The 23,478-nt window shown below is 42.0% G+C and carries 13 protein-coding genes, 4 tRNA genes, 3 rRNA genes and 1 pseudogene; all 21 read left to right on the top strand.

Features of this window, described 5'->3' with window-relative positions; all coding sequences use genetic code 11:
* Positions 1 to 54: 54 nt before the first annotated feature.
* On the top strand, positions 55 to 465 hold the full coding sequence (locus ACO1PF_RS08040) for a hypothetical protein (RefSeq protein WP_423188551.1): 411 nt from the start codon (positions 55 to 57) through the stop codon (positions 463 to 465).
* Positions 466 to 650: 185 nt separating this feature from the next.
* Positions 651 to 1,211, top strand: coding sequence for an aminoacyl-tRNA hydrolase (gene pth, locus ACO1PF_RS08045; RefSeq protein ID WP_423188552.1), 561 nt, complete (start codon positions 651 to 653; stop codon positions 1,209 to 1,211).
* Positions 1,212 to 1,231: 20 nt separating this feature from the next.
* Positions 1,232 to 4,789, top strand: a complete 3,558-nt coding sequence (gene mfd, locus ACO1PF_RS08050) for a transcription-repair coupling factor (protein ID WP_423188553.1) — start codon at positions 1,232 to 1,234, stop codon at positions 4,787 to 4,789.
* On the top strand, positions 4,773 to 6,332 hold the full coding sequence (locus tag ACO1PF_RS08055; RefSeq protein WP_423188554.1) for a putative polysaccharide biosynthesis protein: 1,560 nt from the start codon (positions 4,773 to 4,775) through the stop codon (positions 6,330 to 6,332). The genes mfd and ACO1PF_RS08055 overlap by 17 nt, the downstream gene beginning before the upstream one ends.
* Positions 6,333 to 6,351: 19 nt before the next feature.
* The gene (locus tag ACO1PF_RS08060; RefSeq protein WP_423188555.1) at positions 6,352 to 7,416 is read left to right on the top strand and encodes a MazG nucleotide pyrophosphohydrolase domain-containing protein; all 1,065 of its coding nucleotides are present in this window, start codon (positions 6,352 to 6,354) and stop codon (positions 7,414 to 7,416) included.
* The gene (locus tag ACO1PF_RS08065; protein WP_423188556.1) at positions 7,403 to 7,669 is read left to right on the top strand and encodes an RNA-binding S4 domain-containing protein; all 267 of its coding nucleotides are present in this window, start codon (positions 7,403 to 7,405) and stop codon (positions 7,667 to 7,669) included. Before ACO1PF_RS08060 ends, ACO1PF_RS08065 begins: the two co-directional genes overlap by 14 nt.
* A 216-nt stretch (positions 7,670 to 7,885) precedes the next feature.
* Positions 7,886 to 8,338, top strand: coding sequence for an FtsB family cell division protein (locus ACO1PF_RS08070; protein ID WP_423188557.1), 453 nt, complete (start codon positions 7,886 to 7,888; stop codon positions 8,336 to 8,338).
* Positions 8,339 to 8,448: 110 nt separating this feature from the next.
* Positions 8,449 to 8,880: a S1 domain-containing RNA-binding protein gene (locus ACO1PF_RS08075; protein WP_423188558.1), complete on the top strand. Its 432-nt coding sequence runs from the start codon at positions 8,449 to 8,451 to the stop codon at positions 8,878 to 8,880.
* Between the two features lie 217 nt (positions 8,881 to 9,097).
* Positions 9,098 to 10,252, top strand: a pseudogene (gene tilS, locus ACO1PF_RS08080) (tRNA lysidine(34) synthetase TilS); the annotation flags it as partial.
* 174 nt (positions 10,253 to 10,426) lie between these two features.
* On the top strand, positions 10,427 to 10,963 hold the full coding sequence (gene hpt, locus ACO1PF_RS08085; RefSeq protein ID WP_423190529.1) for a hypoxanthine phosphoribosyltransferase: 537 nt from the start codon (positions 10,427 to 10,429) through the stop codon (positions 10,961 to 10,963).
* A 164-nt stretch (positions 10,964 to 11,127) separates the two neighbouring features.
* Entirely contained in the window at positions 11,128 to 13,269 is a 2,142-nt protein-coding gene (ftsH, locus tag ACO1PF_RS08090; RefSeq protein WP_423188559.1) for an ATP-dependent zinc metalloprotease FtsH, read from the top strand.
* Positions 13,270 to 13,361: 92 nt separating this feature from the next.
* A complete protein-coding gene (gene hslO, locus ACO1PF_RS08095; protein ID WP_423188560.1) occupies positions 13,362 to 14,246 on the top strand; it encodes an Hsp33 family molecular chaperone HslO in 885 nt (294 codons plus the stop codon).
* Between the two features lie 239 nt (positions 14,247 to 14,485).
* Positions 14,486 to 15,994: a lysine--tRNA ligase gene (lysS, locus tag ACO1PF_RS08100; protein ID WP_423188561.1), complete on the top strand. Its 1,509-nt coding sequence runs from the start codon at positions 14,486 to 14,488 to the stop codon at positions 15,992 to 15,994.
* 163 nt (positions 15,995 to 16,157) lie between these two features.
* The gene (locus ACO1PF_RS08105; RefSeq protein WP_423188562.1) at positions 16,158 to 17,447 is read left to right on the top strand and encodes an AI-2E family transporter; all 1,290 of its coding nucleotides are present in this window, start codon (positions 16,158 to 16,160) and stop codon (positions 17,445 to 17,447) included.
* A 530-nt stretch (positions 17,448 to 17,977) separates the two neighbouring features.
* A 16S ribosomal RNA gene (locus tag ACO1PF_RS08110) occupies positions 17,978 to 19,529 on the top strand.
* A gap of 95 nt (positions 19,530 to 19,624) precedes the next feature.
* Positions 19,625 to 19,697: transfer RNA gene (locus tag ACO1PF_RS08115), tRNA-Ala, on the top strand.
* Positions 19,698 to 19,854: 157 nt separating this feature from the next.
* Positions 19,855 to 22,766, top strand: a 23S ribosomal RNA gene (locus ACO1PF_RS08120).
* A gap of 112 nt (positions 22,767 to 22,878) precedes the next feature.
* A 5S ribosomal RNA gene (gene rrf / locus ACO1PF_RS08125) occupies positions 22,879 to 22,994 on the top strand.
* The 16S, 23S and 5S rRNA genes sit together here with 4 tRNA genes alongside, the layout of an rRNA operon.
* A gap of 33 nt (positions 22,995 to 23,027) precedes the next feature.
* Positions 23,028 to 23,100: transfer RNA gene (locus ACO1PF_RS08130), tRNA-Val, on the top strand.
* 9 nt (positions 23,101 to 23,109) lie between these two features.
* Positions 23,110 to 23,182, top strand: a tRNA-Lys gene (locus ACO1PF_RS08135).
* A 30-nt stretch (positions 23,183 to 23,212) separates the two neighbouring features.
* Positions 23,213 to 23,286 (top strand) — tRNA-Arg (locus ACO1PF_RS08140).
* Positions 23,287 to 23,478: the final 192 nt, after the last annotated feature.

Here is a 23,478-nt window from a genome sequence, read left to right on the forward strand (position 1 = left end):
TTATGTAAAAGATATAAACTATCAAAGATAGAGAAAAGATAGAGAAAAAAAGGAATGAATGGTATGCAATGGATCAGTAAGATATTATTTTACATGAAGGGCCGTTATGGCTATGATGAATTTTCAAAAGCTTTGATCCTGTTTGGACTGGTGTTAGGGATTTTCAGTAACTTTTCGGAAGGAATCATCCTGACCGCTGTTGGAATGGCTGCTATCGCTTATGGTGGATTGCGCATAGTTTCGACAGAAAAAGGTAATCGACGCAAAGAGTTGCAGCAGTATATCAGAGTGAAACAGTCTCTCTTTTCAAGTTATAGAAAAACAAGAAATCGATGGATACAAAGGAAAGCATTTAAAATCACAAAATGTCCAAACTGTAAACGAAAAATCAGAGTTCCTCGTGGTAGGAAAAAAATACGAATCACATGCCCGTCGTGTCAGCATAAATTCATTAAAAAAACCTGAACCTGAACAGGTGGGTTAGAAATAAAAGATATGCTATAATAATAGAATAATATAAAAGACTGGACGTAGCCGTTCAGCTTTTTTGTATGTTCAGGACTATTTTAAATGATACAAAATAAATGGGATAATATGGAAAGATTTTCGAATCTTTCATTAAAGCCCAATGCAATTATGAGGAGACAGTTATGAAGTTAATTTTTGGACTAGGTAATCCCGGTGGTAAATATGCAAAAACCAAACATAATATTGGATTTATTACGTTAGATGAGATCGCTTATCAAAAAGGATGGGCGTTCAACCGCTCTAAATTTGAATCGGTTTACGCAGAAGGCATGATAGGCACAGAAAAAGTTCTTCTAATTAAACCGCAGACATACATGAATGATTCAGGACGTTCAGTGAGACCATGGCTGGATTACTACGATCTAACTGAAGAAGATATCGTCGTTATATACGACGATATGGATCTGCCGACTGGTAAAATACGCTTAAGACAAAAAGGAAGTGCCGGGGGACATAACGGTATCAAGGACATTATTGATCATATAGGCACGCAAAATTTCAATCGCGTGCGTATGGGAGTGGGGCGTCCTTTCGAAAACCAATCCGTTGTTTCACATGTTCTCAGTCCTTTTCATAAATCTGATCACGAAAACATGTTAATGGCTGTGAAGAAAGCAGCAGACGCTTCGATTTATTGGGCGGAAGGTCATACTTATATGGATACAATGACTCAGTTTAATTGAGCAAAAAGGAGTTAATAAGCGTGTCTAAACTACACACATTTTTAAGCGAAAAACCATCAATACAAAAGGTATTTGATACACTAACTGATCAAAGCAGACAGTTACTAACTGGTATAGCAGGATCAGCGCGAACGCTTTTCCTGCAGGGGTTACTGGAGGAAAAACAGAAAACTATTGTAGTGGTCACACAAAATCTATATTACGCTAACCAAATGATTGCGGATTTAACTGGGCTTGTTCCGGATGAACAACTCTTCCTGTTTTCTGTTGACGACATGCTTCATGCTGAAATGGCTGTTGCTTCTCCGGAGGCACGGGCAGATCGTGTTAAAGCTCTTGATTTTTTACTTAAAGAAGAACCGGGGATTGTTGTCATTCCACTAGCCGGAGCTCGGAAGATCCTACCCGATCCCAACGTGTTCAAACAGGCAGAACTGTCTATTTCTCTGGGTGATGAAATTGAACTGGATGAGATCACTTTCAAACTGACGGAGATGGGTTACCATCGGGAACAAAAAGTTTCTGCACCCGGGGAATACAGTATTCGAGGGGGAATAGTCGATGTCTATCCTTTGACAGAGGAGAATCCAGTTCGGATGGAACTGTTTGATGTTGAAGTCGATTCTTTGAGGTATTTTGATGCTGACACACAACGCTCAAGTCGCAACGTTAAACAAGTTACTATTATTCCAGCATCTGATGCGTTATTACTTGTCGACGAAAAAGATGAAATTTTAAAACGTTTTGATAAAGCTTTATCTCGTTCGTTGAAAAAAATGAAAGAAGAAGAACTTAGAGAACGATTAACACACAGTATTACAGCTGTTATGGATGCGATAAGAGAAGAGACGTATATCGATGAGCTCGCCCGGTATACCGATTTGCTTTATAAAGATAAGGCGACCGTTTTAGATTATGCCTCAAAAGAAGCGGTAATAGTCATGGATGAATACCCGCGGATCATAGAGAACGAAGCGCGTTTAGACGAAGAAGAAGCAGAATGGATAACCGGTCAGTTAGCAAATGGTAATGTCCTGTATCAGCAATCTTTTTCTCTTTCATTTAGAGAGTCGCTTAAACAGTCTTCTCAATCACAATTACATTTTGCATTGTTTCAAAAAGGCATGCAGGGATTGAAATTGGATGCGATCCATCCTTTTCAGTATCGAACCATGCAAAAATTCTTTGGTCAAATGCCGTTAGTCAAAACAGAAATAGAACGTTGGAAAAAACAACACTATACTGTCATAGTCATGACTGAAAGTGAAGAACGTGCTGAAAAAGTTCACCAGACCTTACTGGATTTTGAAATACCCAGTACGCTTTCACTAGACGGAACAATCAGAACAGATATCACTCAAGTCATGCCATCAAGTGTGCATACCGGTTTTGAGTTGCCGGAGGAAAAAGTTGCAGTACTTACTGAAAAAGAACTGTTCAACCGTATTCCCAAGAAAAAACCCAGACGTCAGAATATTACAAATGCCGAACGCCTTAAAAGTTATTCGGAGCTGGAAAAAGGAGACTTTGTGGTTCATGTGAATCACGGGATCGGTCAGTTTACGGGTCTGGAAACAATGGAAATCGATGGGATTCACCAAGATTATTTATCTATTGTTTATAGTGATACATCGAAGCTCTTTATTCCTGTCACCCAACTGAACCTGCTTCAAAAATATGTGTCATCTGAAGGGAAAACACCAAAGTTAAATAAACTTGGTGGCACCTCATGGGCGAAAACGAAAAAACGTGTCGCTGCCCAAGTAGAAGATATTGCGGATGATTTGATCGAACTGTATGCAGTACGAGAAAGTAAAGTAGGTTATGCGTATACCAGAGATGATGGCTATCAGAATGAATTTGATGAAGCCTTTCCTTATACAGAAACGCCAGACCAAATGCGTTCCATCAATGAAGTGAAAAGGGATATGGAGAAACCGAAACCGATGGACCGTTTAATTGTCGGTGACGTTGGTTACGGGAAAACGGAAGTAGCCATGCGTGCTGCGTTCAAAGCGATTCAAGATGGCAAACAAGTGGCCTTTCTAGTGCCGACAACGGTATTAGCACAACAGCATTACGAAACCATGTTGGAGCGGTTCGTTGATTTCCCTGTCGAAATTGGACTTTTGAGTCGTTTTCGAACGGGTAAACAGTTAAAAGAAACCGTTGACGGTATTAGAAAAGGACAAGTAGACCTTGTCGTCGGTACACATCGGATCTTATCCAAAGACATTGACTTTCAAGATTTAGGTTTGCTTATTGTGGACGAAGAACAGCGGTTTGGGGTCAAACATAAAGAACGCCTCAAACAATTGAAAAATGAAGTCGATGTCTTGACGCTGACGGCAACACCGATTCCAAGAACTCTGCATATGTCTATGCTGGGAGTTCGTGATTTATCAGTCATTGAAACACCGCCGGCTAACCGTTATCCAGTGCAGACGTATGTGATGGAAATGAATGGTGCAGTCGTTCAAGAATCGATTCAACGAGAAATGGCGCGTGGAGGACAAGTTTTTTATCTCCATAATCGTGTCAGTACAATACAGCAGCGAGCTGATGAGTTGCAGCAGCTTGTTCCAGAAGCACGAATTGCCTATGCGCATGGTCAAATGAGTGATAATCAATTGGAGAATGTCCTTTATCAGTTCATCCAAGGAGAATTTGATATGCTGGTCACCACGACTATTATCGAAACGGGCGTAGACATACCTAATGTCAATACATTGATTGTAGAAGATGCTGATCGAATGGGCTTGTCTCAATTATATCAACTCCGAGGACGCGTCGGGCGAAGCAGTCGTATCGCCTATGCCTACTTGATGCACCAGCCGAACAAAGTACTGACAGAAGTAAGCGAAAAAAGGCTGCAGGCAATCAAAGACTTCACAGAACTCGGGTCAGGTTTCAAAATCGCTATGCGAGATTTAGCTATTCGCGGTGCAGGAAACCTGTTGGGTCAACAGCAGCATGGCTTTATTGACAGTGTCGGGTTCGATCTGTACTCGCAAATGTTATCTGAAGCAGTGGCTAGAAAACGCGGAGACAAGAAGCAAGTTAAAACTATTGTTGAAATGGACCTGTCGATCGACGCTTACCTGCCAAGCACATATGTAGAAGATGAAAGACAAAAAATCGAGCTATATAAACGTATACGTCAATTCTCATCTGAAGAAGAATATGTCGAACTGTTAGATGAATTGATTGATCGTTTCGGCGATTACCCTCAAGCAGTTGCAGATTTGTTATCGGTGGGCTTATTGAAAATGTATAGTGAAACAGCTCTGATTGAAACCATTAAACGCGATAAAAATATAGTGAAAGTGACATTCTCAAGCGAAGGTACAAGTAAATATCCGTTACCTGAAGTGTTTAGAGCTTTGAAAGATATTCCGATGAAAACGGATATGCAAGCGGAAGGCAAATTAGCCATTGAATTTATACTGCCCAAACGGATGCATGATGATATCTGGTTAGAGGCCCTCGTGAAATTTTCGAAAATTTGTGCGACCTATCGAATGGAAAACGAGAAAAAACAAGTGAGCCAGGGGACACATGATGAGTCAAACGAATAAATTCATAAAAGGAGCGGCTCTTTTATCAGGAGCCGCCTTCATAACTAAACTACTCAGTGCGCTGTACAAAATACCCTTACAAAACTTGACGGGTAATGAAGGCTTTTATGTCTATCAACAAGTGTACCCTTTTTATGGGATAGCCTCAGTGTTAGCATTAAACGGTTTTCCTTTGTATATATCTAAGCTGATTTCTGAAAGTAATGAAGAGCATCATGGTGAGGTGATAAAGCGGACACAAGTATGGGTGACATTATTCTCCATCAGTGCCTTTTTGTTTCTGTTCTTCCTCTCCTCTCAGGTGGCTCAGTTAATGGGTGATGGACAACTCGCGCCCGTAATCAGAGCAACATCAGTGATTTACCTGTTTATCCCTTTTTTATCCATGGGAAGAGGGTATTTCCAGGGATTAATGAACATGAAGCCAACAGCGCTCTCTCAAGTAGCTGAACAACTTGTTCGCGTGACGTTGCTTATTGTTGTCGCTTTATTATTTGCAAAAATGGATCTGTCTGTTTACCAGATGGGAACCTGGGCGATGCGAAGCAGTTGGATAGGCGCATTAGTGGGAACGAGTGTCGTCGGTCTTTTTTTTATAAAGTCACGCAGTCATCTCAGGCCTTCTACGCTGCCAATGGGGACGCCTGCTTATTCAGAAATAAGGAAACGGTTTTTAACCGAAGGGTTAGCGTTGACCTTTATGAGCAGCTTGTTATTAGTATTTCAATTGATCGATTCTTTTACAGTATATAATGGGCTTATTGATGGTGGGTATCCTTCTACCCAGGCGATGATAATGAAAGGGGTTTATGACCGTGCTCAGCCTTTTGTCCAAGTAGGATTGGTATTAGGCGTAAGTGTAGCAGCAAGCACCTTGCCGTTACTGAGAAACGACCATAAAGCGGGACAAAGAGAGGCGTGGGTCAGAAATAGTGTGAGGATCTTGAAATTGACCGCTCTTCTTTCCGGTGCAGCCTCCGTGGGCTTGATTGCAGTCATGCCTTGGTTGAATCAAGCTCTGTTTCAGGACCAGTCAGGAACCCAGGCGCTCCAAGTATACAGTTTAAGTGTTCTGATCCTGTCATTGATACATGTGATGTTCGCTATTATCCACAGCACATCATCGTCGCTTTTTGGATGGGGAGCGCTCATGTCTGGATTAGTCTTTAAAGCAGCGTTTAATACAATCGCTGTTCGGACTGTCGGTATTGTTGGGTCAAGTTTCGTGACGGTAGTGTCACTGATGCTCATTTTCTTTTTGCTGGCGAAGCAACTGGATAAAGCAATTTGGGATGAGGTACTGGACACTTCCTTTTTACTTAAATATAGTTTAGTGTTAAGCATAATGGGACTTGGTGTGTATGGCACATTGAATATGAGTCAGTCCGCTTTTGGCACATCAAACAGACTGACTGCACTAGTAAGCATCTTAATTGGTGTCTTTGTGGGTGTGACGATCATCATCGCTGCTTTACTGAAACTGGATATACTAACAAAAGAAGAATGGCAAAGTTTAGCTTTACTAAAAAAAATGAAAAAATAATGAGAACGAGGAGGAAATGATGCATAGCATAAACGTGGTGGGTCTTGGACCTGGAGACAGAGATCAAATGCCGATAAAAATCGAAAAATTGATCAAAGAAGCAGAAATCGTCTATTTAAGAACGGAGGATCATCCGGCTGTTAAAGAATTAATAACAGAAGGGGCAAATTTCCAATCTTTCGATCATCTATATGAAGAAAATGATAAAGATTTTGAAAAAGTTTACACGGCTATCGTGGATCAGTTGATCAAATTAGCTGAAGATAATGATGTTGTGTACGCTGTGCCCGGTCATCCGATGGTCGCTGAAAAAACCGTGAAAGACCTGTTAAAAAATTATTCAAAAGTCAACATCATCGGAGGCAAGAGTTTTTTAGATGATCTCTTTCAATCCGTTCAGGTCGACCCGGTAGAAGGGTTTCAGTTACTTGATTCATTTGGTTTGAATCACGATACCCTTAACACCGGCCAGCACGTTATTATCATGCAGGTTTTCAATGCACTGATGGCTGGAGAAGTGAAATTGACCTTGATGGAGAAGTATCCGGATGAGCACAAGGTAGCTGTGATCGATGCAGCTGGTAGCAAAGATGAAAACATTGAATGGTTATCCTTATATGAAATAGACCGTTTTGCGGGCGTGTACAACTTGAGATCACTCTATGTGCCACCACTTGAACTGGATGAACAGGTAACGTCGCTCTCAACGTTACAAAGTTATATCGACAGAGTCACGGATGCTGATGAAGGGGACGCTTGGATAAACGAACAAACGCCTAAGTCGCTGATACGGTACATCAGAGAAGAAACGGATGAACTGATTGCTGCCATTGAAAATGACGACAGTGACAATTGGATGGAAGAATTGGGAGATGTATTGGTCCAGCTTTTGTATCAGACGAGTAGTGCGGAAAAAGAGGGCCTGTTTACATTTGAAGACGTTCTGGAAACAGTGAACCGTAAAATAAGAAGACGGCATCCACATGTTTTTGACGGAGTAAAAGCGACAACAGCGGAAGAAGTGGATGCGTTGTGGCAAAAAATAAAAGCTGAAGAAAAGAGGAGCAAAGATGAGACTGGATAAATATTTGAAAATAGCACGCATTATAAAAAGACGGTCAGTCGCTAAAGAGATCGCGGATAAGGGTCGTATTCTAATTAATGGTAAAACTGCAAAATCATCAAGCAAAGTGGCTATAGGCGATGAGTTGACCATTCATTTTGGCAACAAAACATTGAAACTCAGTGTGGATGATATTAGAGATACTACAAAAAAAGATGAAGCCAAAGACTTGTACACTGTTATAGAAGAAACCCACGAACAGACAAGTGAGTAACACAAACCCTTCAACAAGCATGAAGGTGGATAAATAAAATTATAGGACAAATACAACAATAGAATTGTGTCTCATCAGCTTATTCTGAAAAAAATGAGCCAGATGAGACTATTCTATTTTTTTTATTGATCATTGATTCTTTTCATTAGAGAGGTTTATTGCTATACTTTAAACAAATATGATTCAATGAAAAGAATTAATTTAGGGGGTTATGATATGGATAAGAAAAAATCGAGTGTCACGCGCATGGATAATCCATACATAAAACATAAAACGCTTGAAAGTATCAGAGATTTTAAGCACAAAAGAAAGTTGAAAAGAAGGATGCAGCTTATAATAGCAACGGGCGTACTGCTGATCTTATTATTTGGAAGTGGCTTAGCGAGAAATTACTATAAACTCCAGCAATTAGAAGAACAGAAGGTTGTTGCTCAAGAAGAGTTAGAATCTCTCGATCTGCGTCAAGAAGAACTGGAATACTATATTGGATTACTTGAAGATGAAGAATATGTAGCCAAGCTAGCACGTAGTGAGTATTACTTAACAAAAGATAAGGAAATAGTTTTCAGTTTTCCTGATGACAGGAAACCGGACCATACAGAAGTGACAGAAGAAGGTTCAGCGCTTTTTGAAAATGAAGAAAAGGACAACGAAGAAGACAAGGAATAAGAACACGAACATTATTCAAGATATATTCACAATCTTTTCAATAAGTCTTTATTCTCATTTTTTATCATGGTATACTTAATTCAAATTATTTAGGGGGATATATAGAAAATATGTCAATTGAAATTGGAAGCAAAGTAGAAGGAAAAGTCACGGGTATTGCTAATTTTGGTGCATTCATTGATTTAGGCAATAATAAAACAGGTTTAGTGCACATTAGTGAAGTGTCGGACAGTTATGTTGAGAATATCAACGAAGAATTAGAAGTAGGTCAAACAATTACAGTGAAAGTCTTAACTATAGCAGATGATGGAAAGATAGGATTATCTATCCGTAAAGCTACAGACAAACCTGCAGTAGAAGCTTCCAAACCGAAAACCTCGAGCAGACCGCGACCAAGTTCTTCTAACAAGCGTCCTGTAGCGAAAAAAGAAGATTTCGATTCATTGATGAGTTCATTTTTAAAAGATAGTGAAGATCGTTTAACTTCCCTTAAACGTCATACTGAAAACAAACGCGGTGGCAGTGGCGGTCGTAAAGGGTAATTAGATCCAATCAATAGATAGAACAAAGGGTTTAGGGGTATCCCTGAATCCTTTTTACTTATAAATAAATAACAAGTCGCATCGGTGGAAGGTTTGAGAAACGATGAATATGACTGATGATTTTTTGAATCAGGTGAAATCAAAGGGCTACTGGCAAGCGGGAGAATCTGTAGTCATTGGTGTTTCCGGTGGGGTAGATTCGATGGTGCTGTTTGACATGATCAATCGACTGCCTGTTGAATACAAACCAGCTATAATTGTCGCTCACATCAACCACCATCTCAGAAACGACTCGGATGAAGAAGAAAACTTCATAAAAGAGTGGGTCGGCAAGTATGATGTACCTGTGTATGTGTATCAGTGGCCAAAATCCGAGCACCCTGATTCAGGTGTCGAACAGGAAGCCAGGAAAACACGGTATCACTTTTTCGACAATGTTGCTAAAGAAACAAACAGTTCCTTCATCTTGACTGCACATCACCGTGATGATCAAATTGAAACAATACTCATGCGATTCGTAAAAGGAAGTTCACTAGACGAATTGACGGGTATTTCTGCTAAACGTATGCATAATGGAAAAGCTGTTTTAAGACTGCTTCTTCCGTATTCAAAAGAAATGATTAGAAATTATGCTGAGAAAAACAGTATAGCCTGGCGAGAAGACGAGAGTAACACCTCAATGGAGTATACCCGTAATCGTTACAGACACCATATTATTCCAGAATTAAAGAAAGAAAACCCCGCAGTAGAAAAACACGTTTATGAATTTTCAAAAGACATTGAAGCTCTGCTCAAGGCTGTTGAACCGTTGATCAATGAAGAAATCAGACGGTCATTTCAAATCACCCGCAAGAGTCTATCGATCAAACTACCATCATTTTCAAAACAAGAATCCGGATTTCAAAAAATTGTGTTACGTCGAGCCTTTAAGGAATTTAGTGGTCAGGGTGCATACATAATCAGTCAAACACATATTGGTATGCTAGTCGATTGGTTTGGCTCTGGAGGTCCCAATACCGTTCTTGAATTACCCAATCAAGTTGTCGCTCGTAAAGAATACGATACGTGTGTGATCGAAAAAGTTGAAGAAACTCAAATGAAACAGACGGAGCTTATAAAAACGCCGATCACTTTGGAAGTCAATAAATGGCAACCGTTAAATGATGATGAGAGGATTGGACTCTTTTCGTATGATGCCTTCAAAAAGATGGATAGTCAAAAGTGTCGTGTCTTCTATTTGAATGAAGAACAACTTGAGCATCCTTTAACCGTAAGACACCGAAAGCCTGGAGATAAAATGAAAGTTAAAGGACTCAAGGGTTCAAAAAAAATCAAAGATATCTTTATTGATCAGAAAGTGCCTAGACGACAACGTGATGAAGCTTGGCTTGTTAGGGATAATCAGGGGCAGGTCATCTGGCTGATAAACTACAAAGAATCCCCGTTGTCACTCAACCCATTAACTGATACAATTAGCTACGTACTTGTATACCAGAAAGGGACTATGCAGGACTTAATGAATACATTCAAAAAGGGGATCGGAAACATGAAAAAAGATATGGAAAGAATTTTAATCTCTGAAGAAGAAATTCAGAAAAAAGTGAAGGAACTCGCAGCAATTCTTTCAAAAGAGTATGATGGAAAAAATCCTTTACTCGTGGGTGTATTAAAAGGTGGATTACCGTTTATGGCAGATCTGATCAAACAGATGGATATATATCTGGAAATCGATTTCATGGATGTATCGAGCTATGGTAACGAAACAATTTCTTCTGGTGAAGTGAAAATTTTAAAAGATTTAGATACCAACGTTGAAGGACGTCATGTCTTATTCGTCGAAGATATCATCGATACAGGTGGCACGTTAGCCTACTTGAAAGATATGTTCAAGTACCGCAAAGCAGCATCTGTAAAAATCGTGACGATACTGGATAAACCTTCAGGACGTAAAATCGATATCCAAGCAGATTGGGTCGGTTTCAATGTTCCCCATGAATTTGTCGTAGGATATGGTTTGGATTATGCTGAAAATTACCGCAATCTACCGTTTATTGGTATACTGAAACCTGAAATATATCAGTAAGAAATTGGTCTAGATTATAAGACAGATGTTTTCACTCAGGTAAGGCAGAATCATCAAACAAAATTCATAGTCAAAAATGGTCAAGTGTGTTAACATATACAAGACTATTATTCTAAGCAAAGCTTAAATAGTAATAAAAATACAAGTGAAAAACGGAGGATGACATGAAGAAAGGATTTTTCAAAAGTGGCCTCTTCTACGTCATCGTTTTTCTTGCAGTAATTGGTATTGCAAGTTGGGCGACTAGTGGCGGACAAGATCAAGCTTCAGAGAGTGTAAGTTCAACTGAATTTATTAATTATTTGGAAGATGATCGTATAGAAGAATTTCAAGTGCAGCCAACAGCAGGTGTATATGAAATTATTGGGCAGTTTCGTGAAGGACAAGAAGTAGAAATAGAACAAGATGAAAATGTTAATATCTTTGGTGGACTGGAACAACAAGATGCATCACAATTCACCACATATATTTTAACGAATGACAATATCGTAAATGAAATGTATCAAATCGCTAGAGAAAATGAGGTCAATATTGTTTCTGTCGAAGAACCGACGACAGGCATATGGACAAGTCTACTCTTCTCATTCTTACCACTCTTACTCTTTGTTGGATTCATTTATTTCATGATGAGTCAAGCAGGTCAAGGTGGCGGCGCAGGTGGCGGTGGCCGAGGCGTGATGAACTTTGGGAAATCCAAAGCGAAAGAAAGTGACGCTAAAACAAGTAAAGTGCGTTTTTCGGATGTCGCTGGTGCGGATGAAGAAAAAGAAGAATTAGTAGAAATCGTCGAGTTCTTGAAAGATCCAAGACGCTTTGCTAACTTAGGCGCACGTATTCCGGCAGGAGTATTGCTAGAAGGACCTCCCGGAACAGGTAAGACACTGCTTGCAAAAGCAGTCGCTGGTGAAGCTGGTGTACCTTTCTTCTCAATTTCAGGTTCTGAATTTGTTGAGATGTTCGTAGGTGTTGGGGCAAGTCGTGTAAGAGATTTATTTGAAAATGCGAAAAAAACTGCTCCATCCATCATCTTTATCGATGAAATCGATGCTGTAGGACGTCAGCGTGGTGCTGGTATGGGTGGCGGACACGACGAACGTGAACAAACCTTGAACCAGTTGCTCGTCGAAATGGATGGTTTTACAGGTAATGAGGGAGTAATTGTTATTGCGGCAACGAACCGTCAAGACGTATTAGACCCTGCTTTACTCAGACCAGGACGTTTTGATAGACGTATCATGGTTGGAAGACCGGATGTTAAAGGACGAGAAGCGATTCTGAAAGTCCATTCCAGAAACAAACCATTGGCTTCAAATGTTGATTTAAAAATCATTGCTAGACAAACGCCCGGATTCTCCGGTGCCGATTTAGAAAACTTGCTGAACGAAGCAGCCTTGGTTGCGGCGAGACGTGACAGCAAGCAGATCGAAGCATTAGATCTTGACGAAGCACACGATCGAGTGATTGCTGGACCGGCTAAAAAAGACCGTGTCATTTCTGAAATAGAACGTTCAATGGTCGCTTATCATGAAGCGGGACATACCATCGTCGGATTGGTATTAAGTGATGCTCGTATTGTTCATAAGGTAACGATTGTTCCTCGTGGACGTGCAGGCGGATACGCAATCATGCTTCCAAGAGAAGATCGCTTCTTGATGACGAAAAAAGAATTAAGTGAACAACTTGTTGGACTCTTAGGTGGTCGTGTAGCTGAAGAAATCATCTTTGATTCTCAGTCAAGTGGAGCATCAAACGACTTCCAGCAAGCAACGCAAATTGCTAGAAGCATGGTAACCGAATACGGAATGAGTGACTTACTTGGACCTGTTCAATATGAAGGTGGCGGCCAAGTGTTCTTAGGTAGAGATTACTCTCAATCCAAAGCTTATTCTGAACAGTTCGCGTATCAAATAGATCAAGAAGTGCTGCGTCTTTTAAATGAAGCACACGCTGAAGCTAGACGCATCATTGAAGAACATCAAGATGCTCATCATTTAATCGCTCAGAAACTACTTGAAATTGAAACGCTGGACGAGAAACAAATTAAATCACTATTTGAAAAAGGTGAAATGCCTTCTAACGATGTTAAAGCTGCAACAGAATTCCCTCGCGAGAGTGAAGAAGCTGAAAGAGATCCTGAAAAAGAGGAAATCGGCATGTCATTTGAAGAAGTCAAAGCCCTGCGTGAGAAAAAAGAAAGAGAACGCGAAAAACAATATGAAGATAGACAGACAGATGAAGCTTCGGATGAATCAGATGATCAAGAAATTGAGAATTCAGATGAAAAGGCCGAAGAACCAAAAGCGTAACAAGTAGAGAAGAGGATGGCGGATTATTCGCCTCCTCTTCTTTCCATGTAAACAAGTAAATAATTCAATTCGAAAAAAAGGAATGTGAGAAAATGCCAGATAAACTAATTAAAGCATTGGGTTATAATGACCAAATCCGCGTATATGTCGTCGATGCAACGAACATGGTGAAAACAGCTCAGGAAAAACATGGCACGTGGAGTGCGGCTACCGCAGCTCTAGGCAGAGCAATGGTAGGGACGACGTTGCTCGGGACAACACTAAAAGGTGACGAAAAACTAACCGTGCGTATCGATGGTAAGGGTCCTGTAGGTTATATTCTAGTAGACAGCAATGGTAAAGGAGAAACAAAAGGGTATATCAAAAACCCTCAAGTAAGTTTACCTTTAAATGAACAAGGGAAAATTGATGTTAAAGGTGCGGTAGGTACAGACGGGATGTTGACAGTAAGCAAAGATCTAAATATGAAACGACCGTTTGTGGGACAAGTTCCATTGATAAGTGGAGAGCTTGGAGAAGATTTCACCTATTATATGGCTAACAGTGAACAAGTGCCTTCCGCCATTGGTCTATCCGTACTAGTTAACCCGGATGAAACGGTCAAAGCGGCTGGAGGATTTATGATGCAGGTGTTACCTGATGCAGAAGACGAAACAATTGCAAAAGTAGAAGAAGCAATCACCAACTTACCTTTAATGTCCAAGTTGATGGACGAAGGTGAAACACCGGAACAAATACTTGACCGATTAGTTACAGATCGATCTGCCCGTATACTAGAGGCCATACCTGTCTCGTTTAAATGCAATTGTTCAAAAGAACGTTTCAAAGATGCTATCATTGCATTAGGAAAAAAAGAAATACAGGAAATGATCGAGGAAGATCATGGGGCAGATGCGATGTGTCATTTTTGCCGAACCACTTATCAATTCGACGAAGAAGAACTGAATGAATTGAAAGAAGAAACAGATATGCCGTAGTGTTTCTGCAACTTTTTCTTTATGACTCACAAAAATTATGGTACGATAATTTAGAATGAGCAGTAAGAGCTGACTACGATAACTTAAGAGAAGTAAAAAGCCCAAAAAATAATTGAAATATAGCAGGATTTTACTATAGAAGTATAAAAACTCTTAAAAGAAAAGTCGGGAAAAAGCGTTCGACGATTAAAAGACAACAGGATATATAATTAAGAGCATAAAAGAATGGAGTGGCAGTAGTGTCTGAAGAAAAACAAAATCAAGAAACAGTAACTGATCAAATACTTGTTCGACGTCAAAAAATGCATGAATTGAAAGAGCGCGGAATCGATCCGTTTGGAGATCGTTATGAGCGGACACACTATTCTTCTGAACTACACGAAACCTATGATGAAAAAACTAAAGAAGAATTACATGACACCGAAATAACTGTCAAAGTTGCAGGCCGTTTAATGACAAAACGTGGAAAAGGGAAAGCCGGATTTGCTCATCTGAAAGATAAAAACGGCTTGATCCAACTGTATGTTCGTAAAGATGCTATCGGAGATGAGCAATATGAGAGCTTCAAACAGGCGGATTTAGGTGACTTTTTTGGTATCGAAGGAACAGTCATGAAAACTAATACCGGTGAAGTGACGGTTCGTGCGAGCGAATTAACCTATCTCGCTAAAGCGTTACGTCCATTACCTGACAAATACCATGGTCTAACTAATGTCGAGCAGAAATACCGTCAACGCTATTTGGATCTGATTTCTAATGAAGACAGTTTTGAACGCTTTACTAAGCGCAGTCAAATCATTCAGGAAATAAGAAATCATTTGAATGGGTTAGATTATCTGGAAGTGGAAACGCCACTACTGCATAATATTGCAGGTGGAGCAGCGGCTAAACCATTCACGACTCACCACAATGCATTAGATATGGAGCTTTATTTACGTATCGCCATTGAGTTGCATCTGAAGCGTCTAATCGTTGGTGGTATGGAGAAGGTTTATGAAATTGGACGTGTATTCCGTAACGAGGGGATCGATACCACACATAATCCGGAATTTACGATGCTGGAACTATATACTGCTTTTCACGATATGGAAGATGTCATGGATCTGACTGAAAAGCTTATTCAGACAGTCTCCCAAAAAGTATTAGGTAAAACAGAATTGCCATATGGAGAAGAAACGATCCAGCTTGGTGGGAAATGGGCACGTCGTCACATGGTGGATATGATCAAAGAAGAAACGGGTATAGACTTCTTTAAAAAATACACGAACGAAGAGGCGCGTCAATTAGCTGGAGAGCATAATGTTGAAATAGATGATTACGCTACTTTTGGACATGTAGTCAACGAATTCTTCGAAGTATTTGTTGAGGATAAATTGATCCAGCCAACCTTTGTTTATGGTCATCCTGTAGAGATATCTCCTTTAGCTAAGAAAAACAAAGAGGATGCACGCTTCACCGATCGCTTCGAATTATTTATTGCTAAACATGAATATGCTAATGCATTTAGTGAGTTAAATGATCCAATTGATCAACGCGAACGTTTTGAAGCGCAAATGAAAGAGAAAGCGCAAGGAAACGATGAAGCTCAGGAGATTGACGAAGAATTTATCGAAGCTTTGGAATACGGTATGCCGCCTACCGGTGGTTTAGGAATCGGAATCGACCGTCTAGTGATGCTGCTTACGGATGCTCACACCATTCGAGATGTCTTATTATTCCCAACAATGAAAAATATTGAAAATAATTAAAGTCTTAAAGTCGTAAAATGTAACACAAGGGATAGAGAAGGGTCACCTCTTTCCTTGTGTTTTTATTATTTTATACTTTAAAAATCGTTTTTCTTCGTATTTATACATGAACTGCTATAATGTACTAAGTAAAGATACAAATGAATGGAAAGAAGGAGAGAGAATGAAAAAAACCAGGTGGATTAATTTTTTAGGTGGTAATGATTTAGTTTATACTTTAGTTGTGCTCATATTATTGGGTATCACTTTTTTCTTGTTTAATCAGGTGAGCTATATTTTCACCCCCCTATTAGTCCTTGTTTCAAATGTTTTAGTACCTTTTGTGATTGCGTTATTACTTTATTATCTGTTCAGTCCCTTCGTGGATTTTCTAGAAAAACATAAAGTGAAACGGGTATATGGAGTTGGCATCTTATTTTTATTACTTATCGGTTTAATGACGCTAGGAATAGCCTTGCTTTTCCCGCTATTACGTGATCAAGTAACTAATTTTGTTGATGACTTTCCTAGTTTTATAGATTCATTTTTAGAATCTATAACGGGATGGGTAGCTAATCTTCCGTTTGGAGAAGATATTGAATCATTTATACAAGAAGGAGAAAGTTTTGTTGCAGGCATCCCGGATAATATAGATCAGTACTTATCTGAAGGATTTAGTGGCTTGTCAAGTGTCGTGTCCAGCGTAACCAATATCGTTGTAACGATCGTGACATTTCCCATTATTTTATTCTTTTTACTTAAAGATGAACAACGCTTCCTAAATGCCGTCTTGTCAGTTTCACCGCCAAAATGGAGAGAGGATCTCGTGCGCGTAACTTCCGAAGTGAATTCACAAGTTGGTGCCTATGTGAAGGGGCAGCTGATTATTGCAACCTCTATTGGTGTGATGATGTTCATCGGTTTCTCCATAATAGGCTTAGAATATAACGGCGTATTAGCTGTGATTGCCGGATTCACATCGATCATTCCCTATATAGGGCCGACGCTCGCTTTTATTCCGGCTCTTGTCATTGCTTTAATTGATTCGTGGTGGATGGTGGCTCAGCTATTGCTTGTATGGATGGTTGTGCAGTTTATTGATGGAAATTTAATAGAACCGAACATAATGGGTAAACAACTTAATGTCCACCCCTTAACGATTATTATCGTCTTATTAGTTATGGGTGATATGCTTGGACTTTTCGGCCTGATCTTTGGTGTGCCGATTTATGCTATCTTGAAAGTTATGGTTGTGCATGCGTTTCAACAGTTTAAGAGACGTTACAATAAGTATTATGGTGATGTTGCCGGTGAATATGAACTTAAATCAATAGAAGAAGCAGTAAGCGGCAATGGCAAATCCGACTCTCAATTAAAGCCTTCGATCCAAATGGCAAAATTAAAAAGAAAAAAAGAAAAAATAAAGCTCGAAGAAAACGATTCTAATGCATCTGAAAACGAGGACAACGAATAATTATCGATAATTAAAAATGACGTTTTAAAACAGGGTGATTTACCCCAGTTTTAAAACGTCATTTTTTAGTAAGCATCATGAAGCACGTTGACATTAAGGTGATATAAAGAAATACATGGAGAAAATTATAAATAACTTGACGGTAGCATAATATCCTGTTATTATTAAACACGTTGCTGCAAAACATATTTAGTTGTGTGGCAACAAAGAAATGATAAAATATGGTTGACTTTTAAACCATGACACGGTATACTCAAATAGTTGTCATAGAGCTAAAGGTAGCGCTTACGTTTTTTGAATTATTTCAAAATAAATTCAAAAAAGTTCTTGACAATCGAATTGAAAGCCTGTAATATTGTACTAGTTGACACATCACGTCGTCAGCGATTGAACGAAATAGATCTTTGAAAACTGAACAAAGTAAACAATCAAATGTGCAGGTGTCTTGTGTCCAATTTATTGGGCCAAGGCAACACAAACGAGTTAACATGTTTAACTCGGAATTATGTAACACGAGCTATTTCAAACTTAAAATTGAGAGTTTGATCCTGGCTCAGGACGAACGCTGGCGGCATGCCTAATACATGCAAGTCGAACGATGAAGCACTCTGCTTGCAGAGTGCGGAAGAGTGGCGAACGGGTGAGTAACACGTGGGGAACCTGCCCATAAGAGGGGGATAACATCCGGAAACGGGTGCTAATACCGCATAGGTGATTTTAGCGCATGCTTTAATCATTAAAGATGGCTTCGGCTATCGCTTATGGATGGCCCCGCGGCGTATTAGCTAGTTGGTAAGGTAATGGCTTACCAAGGCATTGATACGTAGCCGACCTGAGAGGGTGATCGGCCACACTGGGACTGAGACACGGCCCAGACTCCTACGGGAGGCAGCAGTAGGGAATCTTCCACAATGGGCGAAAGCCTGATGGAGCAATGCCGCGTGAGTGATGAAGGTTTTCGGATCGTAAAGCTCTGTTGTTAGAGAAGAACAAGAGGTGTAGTAACTGGCACCTCCTTGACGGTATCTAACCAGAAAGTCACGGCTAACTACGTGCCAGCAGCCGCGGTAATACGTAGGTGACAAGCGTTGTCCGGATTTATTGGGCGTAAAGCGAGCGCAGGCGGTCTATTAAGTCTGATGTGAAAGCCCACGGCTCAACCGTGGAGGGTCATTGGAAACTGGTAGACTTGAATGCAGAAGAGGAAAGTGGAATTCCATGTGTAGCGGTGAAATGCGTAGATATATGGAGGAACACCAGTGGCGAAGGCGACTTTCTGGTCTGTAATTGACGCTGAGGCTCGAAAGCGTGGGGAGCAAACAGGATTAGATACCCTGGTAGTCCACGCCGTAAACGATGAGTGCTAAGTGTTGGAGGGTTTCCGCCCTTCAGTGCTGGAGCTAACGCATTAAGCACTCCGCCTGGGGAGTACGGCCGCAAGGCTGAAACTCAAAGGAATTGACGGGGACCCGCACAAGCGGTGGAGCATGTGGTTTAATTCGAAGCAACGCGAAGAACCTTACCAGATCTTGACATCCTCTGACAACCCAAGAAATTGGGCTTTCCCTTCGGGGACAGAGTGACAGGTGGTGCATGGTTGTCGTCAGCTCGTGTCGTGAGATGTTGGGTTAAGTCCCGTAACGAGCGCAACCCTTATTGTTAGTTGCCAGCATTCAGTTGGGCACTCTAGCGAGACTGCCGGTGATAAACCGGAGGAAGGCGGGGATGACGTCAAATCATCATGCCCCTTATGATCTGGGCTACACACGTGCTACAATGGATGGTACAACGAGTCGCAAAACCGCAAGGTCTAGCCAATCTCTTAAAGCCATTCTCAGTTCGGATTGCAGGCTGCAACTCGCCTGCATGAAGCTGGAATCGCTAGTAATCGCGAATCAGAACGTCGCGGTGAATACGTTCCCGGGTCTTGTACACACCGCCCGTCACACCACGAGAGTTTGTAACACCCGAAGTCGGTAGGGTAACCCTTAGGGGAGCCAGCCGCCGAAGGTGGGATGGATGATTGGGGTGAAGTCGTAACAAGGTAGCCGTATCGGAAGGTGCGGCTGGATCACCTCCTTTCTAAGGATATTGCCATTAGGGCAAACGGAGCCTACACATTTGATGATTACTTTGTTTAGTTTTGAGAGATTTTTTTCTCATTAATAAAATATTATGGGGCCTTAGCTCAGCTGGGAGAGCGCCTGCCTTGCACGCAGGAGGTCAGCGGTTCGATCCCGCTAGGCTCCATTAGCGATTCTGAAAAAGAATCGCCATTGTTCTTTGAAAACTAGATAGTTGATTATATAACAAACACAAAAGTTAAGACACAACACCGAAACAAAATAAAACTGAGACCGTCTTGTTTAGACAAGACACTCAGCGCTATAAATACCCTTAACCGTCAGGTTAAGTGAATAAGGGCGCACGGTGAATGCCTTGGCACTAGGAGCCGATGAAGGACGGGACTAACGCCGATATGCTTCGGGGAGCTGTAAGTAAGCTTTGATCCGGAGATTTCCGAATGGGGGAACCCATCACTTTTCATCAAGTGATATATCTGTAGTGAATACATAGCTATGGATAAGGTAACGCAGGGAACTGAAACATCTAAGTACCTGCAGGAAGAGAAAGCAAATGCGATTCCCTGAGTAGCGGCGAGCGAAACGGGAAGAGGCCAAACCAAAAGGCTTGCCTTTTGGGGTTGTAGGACTGGCGACATGGACGAGAGCGAATAGCAGAAATGACTGGAAAGTCATGCGAGACAGGGTGAAAGCCCCGTATGCGACATTCAAACTTGCCTAGCCGGTATCCTGAGTACGGCGGAACACGAGAAATTCCGTCGGAATCCGGGAGGACCATCTCCCAAGCCTAAATACTACCTAGTGACCGATAGTGAACCAGTACCGTGAGGGAAAGGTGAAAAGAACCCCGGAAGGGGAGTGAAACAGCACCTGAAACCGTGTGCTTACAAGTAGTCAGAGCCCGTTAATGGGTGATGGCGTACCTTTTGTAGAATGGACCGGCGAGTGACGATGACATGCAAGGTTAAGCCGAAGAGGTGGAGCCGCAGCGAAAGCGAGTCTGAATAGGGCGTTGAGTATGCCGTCGTCGACCCGAAACCAAGTGACCTACCCATGTCCAGGGTGAAGGTGCAGTGAAATGCACTGGAGGCCCGAACCCGTGTACGTTGAAAAGTGCTGGGATGAGGTGTGGGTAGCGGAGAAATTCCAATCGAACTTGGAGATGGTGGTCTCCGAAATAGCTTTAGGGCTAGCCTCGGATAATATGCATCGTGGAGGTAGAGCGACTGTTTGGACTAGGGGCCCTTATCGGGTTACCGAATCCTGATAAACTCCGAATGCCACAGATGTAGATCCGGGAGTCACACTGCGAGTGATAAGATCCGTAGTGGAAAGGGAAACAGCCCAGACCGTCGGCTAAGGCCCCAAATTCTTGTTAAGTGGAAAAGGATGTGGGGCTGCTTAGACAACTAGGATGTTGGCTCAGAAGCAGCCATCATTTAAAGAGTGCGTAATAGCTCACTAGTCGAGTGGCCCTGCGCCGAAAATGTATCGGGGCTAAACAAGGTGCCGAAGCCACGGATAGAACCAATGGTTCTATGGTAGGAGAGCGTTCTAAGGGCGTTGAAGCAAGATCGTGAGGACTTGTGGAGCGCTTAGAAGTGAGAATGCCGGTATGAGTAGCGAAAGACGGGTGAGAATCCCGTCCACCGAATGACTAAGGTTTCCTGGGGAAGGCTCGTCCTCCCAGGGTTAGTCGGGACCTAAGCTGAGGCCGAAAGGCGTAAGCGATGGACAACAGGTAGAGATTCCTGTACCAGTCTGCTTTGTTTGAACAATGGAGGGACGCAGAAGGCTAAGATGAGCACGCTGATGGAATAGCGTGTCCAAGCAATAAGTCTGAGAAAGAGTCAAATGCTTTTTCTCGCACGGACAAGTTGTGATGGGGAGGGAATTAGAGTACCGAAGCATCTGATGTCACACTGCCAAGAAAAGCTTCTAGTTAGAAGTAGGCTGCCCGTACCGCAAACCGACACAGGTAGTCGAGGAGAGAATCCTAAGGTGATCGATCGAGAGAACTCTCGTTAAGGAACTCGGCAAAATGACCCCGTAACTTCGGGAGAAGGGGTGCTGACCAATTGGTCAGCCGCAGTGAATAGGCCCAAGCGACTGTTTACCAAAAACACAGGTCTCTGCTAATTCGAAAGAAGATGTATAGGGGCTGACACCTGCCCGGTGCTGGAAGGTTAAGAGGAAGGGTTAGCTTCGGCGAAGCTCTGAATTGAAGCCCCAGTAAACGGCGGCCGTAACTATAACGGTCCTAAGGTAGCGAAATTCCTTGTCGGGTAAGTTCCGACCCGCACGAAAGGTGTAACGATTTGGGCACTGTCTCAACGAGAGACTCGGTGAAATTATAGTACCTGTGAAAATGCAGGTTACCCGCGACAGGACGGAAAGACCCCATGGAGCTTTACTGTAGTTTGATATTGAGTGTCTGTACAGCTTGTACAGGATAGGTAGGAGCCTATGAAGCCAGGACGCCAGTCTTGGTGGAGGCGTTGGTGGGATACTACCTCGCTGTATGGCCACTCTAACCCACGACCGTTAACCGGTCGGGAGACAGTGTCAGATGGACAGTTTGACTGGGGCGGTCGCCTCCTAAAATGTAACGGAGGCGCCCAAAGGTTCCCTCAGAATGGTTGGAAATCATTCGTAGAGTGTAAAGGCAAAAGGGAGCTTGACTGCGAGACCTACAAGTCGAGCAGGGACGAAAGTCGGGCTTAGTGATCCGGTGGTACCGTATGGAAGGGCCATCGCTCAACGGATAAAAGCTACCCTGGGGATAACAGGCTTATCTCCCCCAAGAGTTCACATCGACGGGGAGGTTTGGCACCTCGATGTCGGCTCATCGCATCCTGGGGCTGTAGTCGGTCCCAAGGGTTGGGCTGTTCGCCCATTAAAGCGGTACGCGAGCTGGGTTCAGAACGTCGTGAGACAGTTCGGTCCCTATCCGTCGCGGGCGTTGGAGATTTGAGAAGAGCTATCCTTAGTACGAGAGGACCGGGATGGACATACCGCTGGTGTACCAGTTGTCAAGCCATTGGCATCGCTGGGTAGCTATGTGTGGAAAGGATAAACGCTGAAAGCATCTAAGCGTGAAGCCCCCTTCAAGATGAGATCTCCCATTCCTTTAAGGAAGTAAGACCCCTGAAAGATTATCAGGTAGATAGGCTGGAAGTGGAAGCGTAGTGATATGTGGAGCGGACCAGTACTAATCGGTCGAGGACTTAACCACCAAAGGTGGGATAAGGGTATGATGTGGAGTTGTGTTGACTCCTTTGTGTGTGTAAGATCAACTATCTAGTTTTGAGAGAACAAGGTTCTCATCTAAATAAGAAGAGTCACTGTGCGGTGGCGATGGCGGGAAGGATCCACCTGTTCCCATTCCGAACACAGCCGTTAAGCTTCCCAGCGCCGAGGATAGTGAAGGGTTTCCCTTTGTGAAAGCAGGACGTTGCCGTGCAGCTCTTTTTTTTTATCTTTTAAACCTTTTTTTGGAGGTTTAGCTCAGTTGGGAGAGCATCTGCCTTACAAGCAGAGGGTCAGCGGTTCGAGCCCGTTAACCTCCATTTCTTTCAGAGCCGTTAGCTCAGTTGGTAGAGCATCTGACTTTTAATCAGAGGGTCGCAGGTTCGAATCCTGCACGGCTCATCCCTTAAATATTGGCTTCATATACCTAATGCGCCCTTAGCTCAATTGGATAGAGCACCTGACTTCGAATCAGGCGGTTGAAGGTTCAAGTCCTTTAGGGCGCGTTGAATTAAAATAGGTGAAAAGTGATCTTAGATTAAATCTAAGATTACTTTTTTTTTATTATATCCAAAACTCCTAAAACTCAGATGTCTTCTCTCTTTTAATTTGGATTATTTATTGGTATAATTATTATTAGTCAAAAATAGTCAAACTAATGACGTTCCTCAAAAGAGTCATGTGTAAAGGAGGGAACA

Origin of the sequence: Alkalibacterium sp. f15 (genome assembly GCF_049389645.1) — a bacterium.
Lineage (GTDB): Bacteria > Bacillota > Bacilli > Lactobacillales > Carnobacteriaceae_A > Alkalibacterium.

Excerpts from the sequence above, each read along its gene's own strand:
- ACO1PF_RS08040 (WP_423188551.1), top strand. The coding sequence starts at position 55 with ATGAATGGTATGCAATGGATCAGTAAGATATTATTTTACATGAAGGGC.
- pth (WP_423188552.1), top strand. The coding sequence starts at position 651 with ATGAAGTTAATTTTTGGACTAGGTAATCCCGGTGGTAAATATGCAAAA.
- ACO1PF_RS08055 (WP_423188554.1), top strand. The coding sequence starts at position 4,773 with ATGAGTCAAACGAATAAATTCATAAAAGGAGCGGCTCTTTTATCAGGA.
- ACO1PF_RS08060 (WP_423188555.1), top strand. The coding sequence starts at position 6,352 with ATGCATAGCATAAACGTGGTGGGTCTTGGACCTGGAGACAGAGATCAA.
- ACO1PF_RS08065 (WP_423188556.1), top strand. The coding sequence starts at position 7,403 with ATGAGACTGGATAAATATTTGAAAATAGCACGCATTATAAAAAGACGG.
- ACO1PF_RS08070 (WP_423188557.1), top strand. The coding sequence starts at position 7,886 with ATGGATAAGAAAAAATCGAGTGTCACGCGCATGGATAATCCATACATA.
- ACO1PF_RS08075 (WP_423188558.1), top strand. The coding sequence starts at position 8,449 with ATGTCAATTGAAATTGGAAGCAAAGTAGAAGGAAAAGTCACGGGTATT.
- hpt (WP_423190529.1), top strand. The coding sequence starts at position 10,427 with ATGAAAAAAGATATGGAAAGAATTTTAATCTCTGAAGAAGAAATTCAG.
- ftsH (WP_423188559.1), top strand. The coding sequence starts at position 11,128 with ATGAAGAAAGGATTTTTCAAAAGTGGCCTCTTCTACGTCATCGTTTTT.
- hslO (WP_423188560.1), top strand. The coding sequence starts at position 13,362 with ATGCCAGATAAACTAATTAAAGCATTGGGTTATAATGACCAAATCCGC.
- ACO1PF_RS08105 (WP_423188562.1), top strand. The coding sequence starts at position 16,158 with ATGAAAAAAACCAGGTGGATTAATTTTTTAGGTGGTAATGATTTAGTT.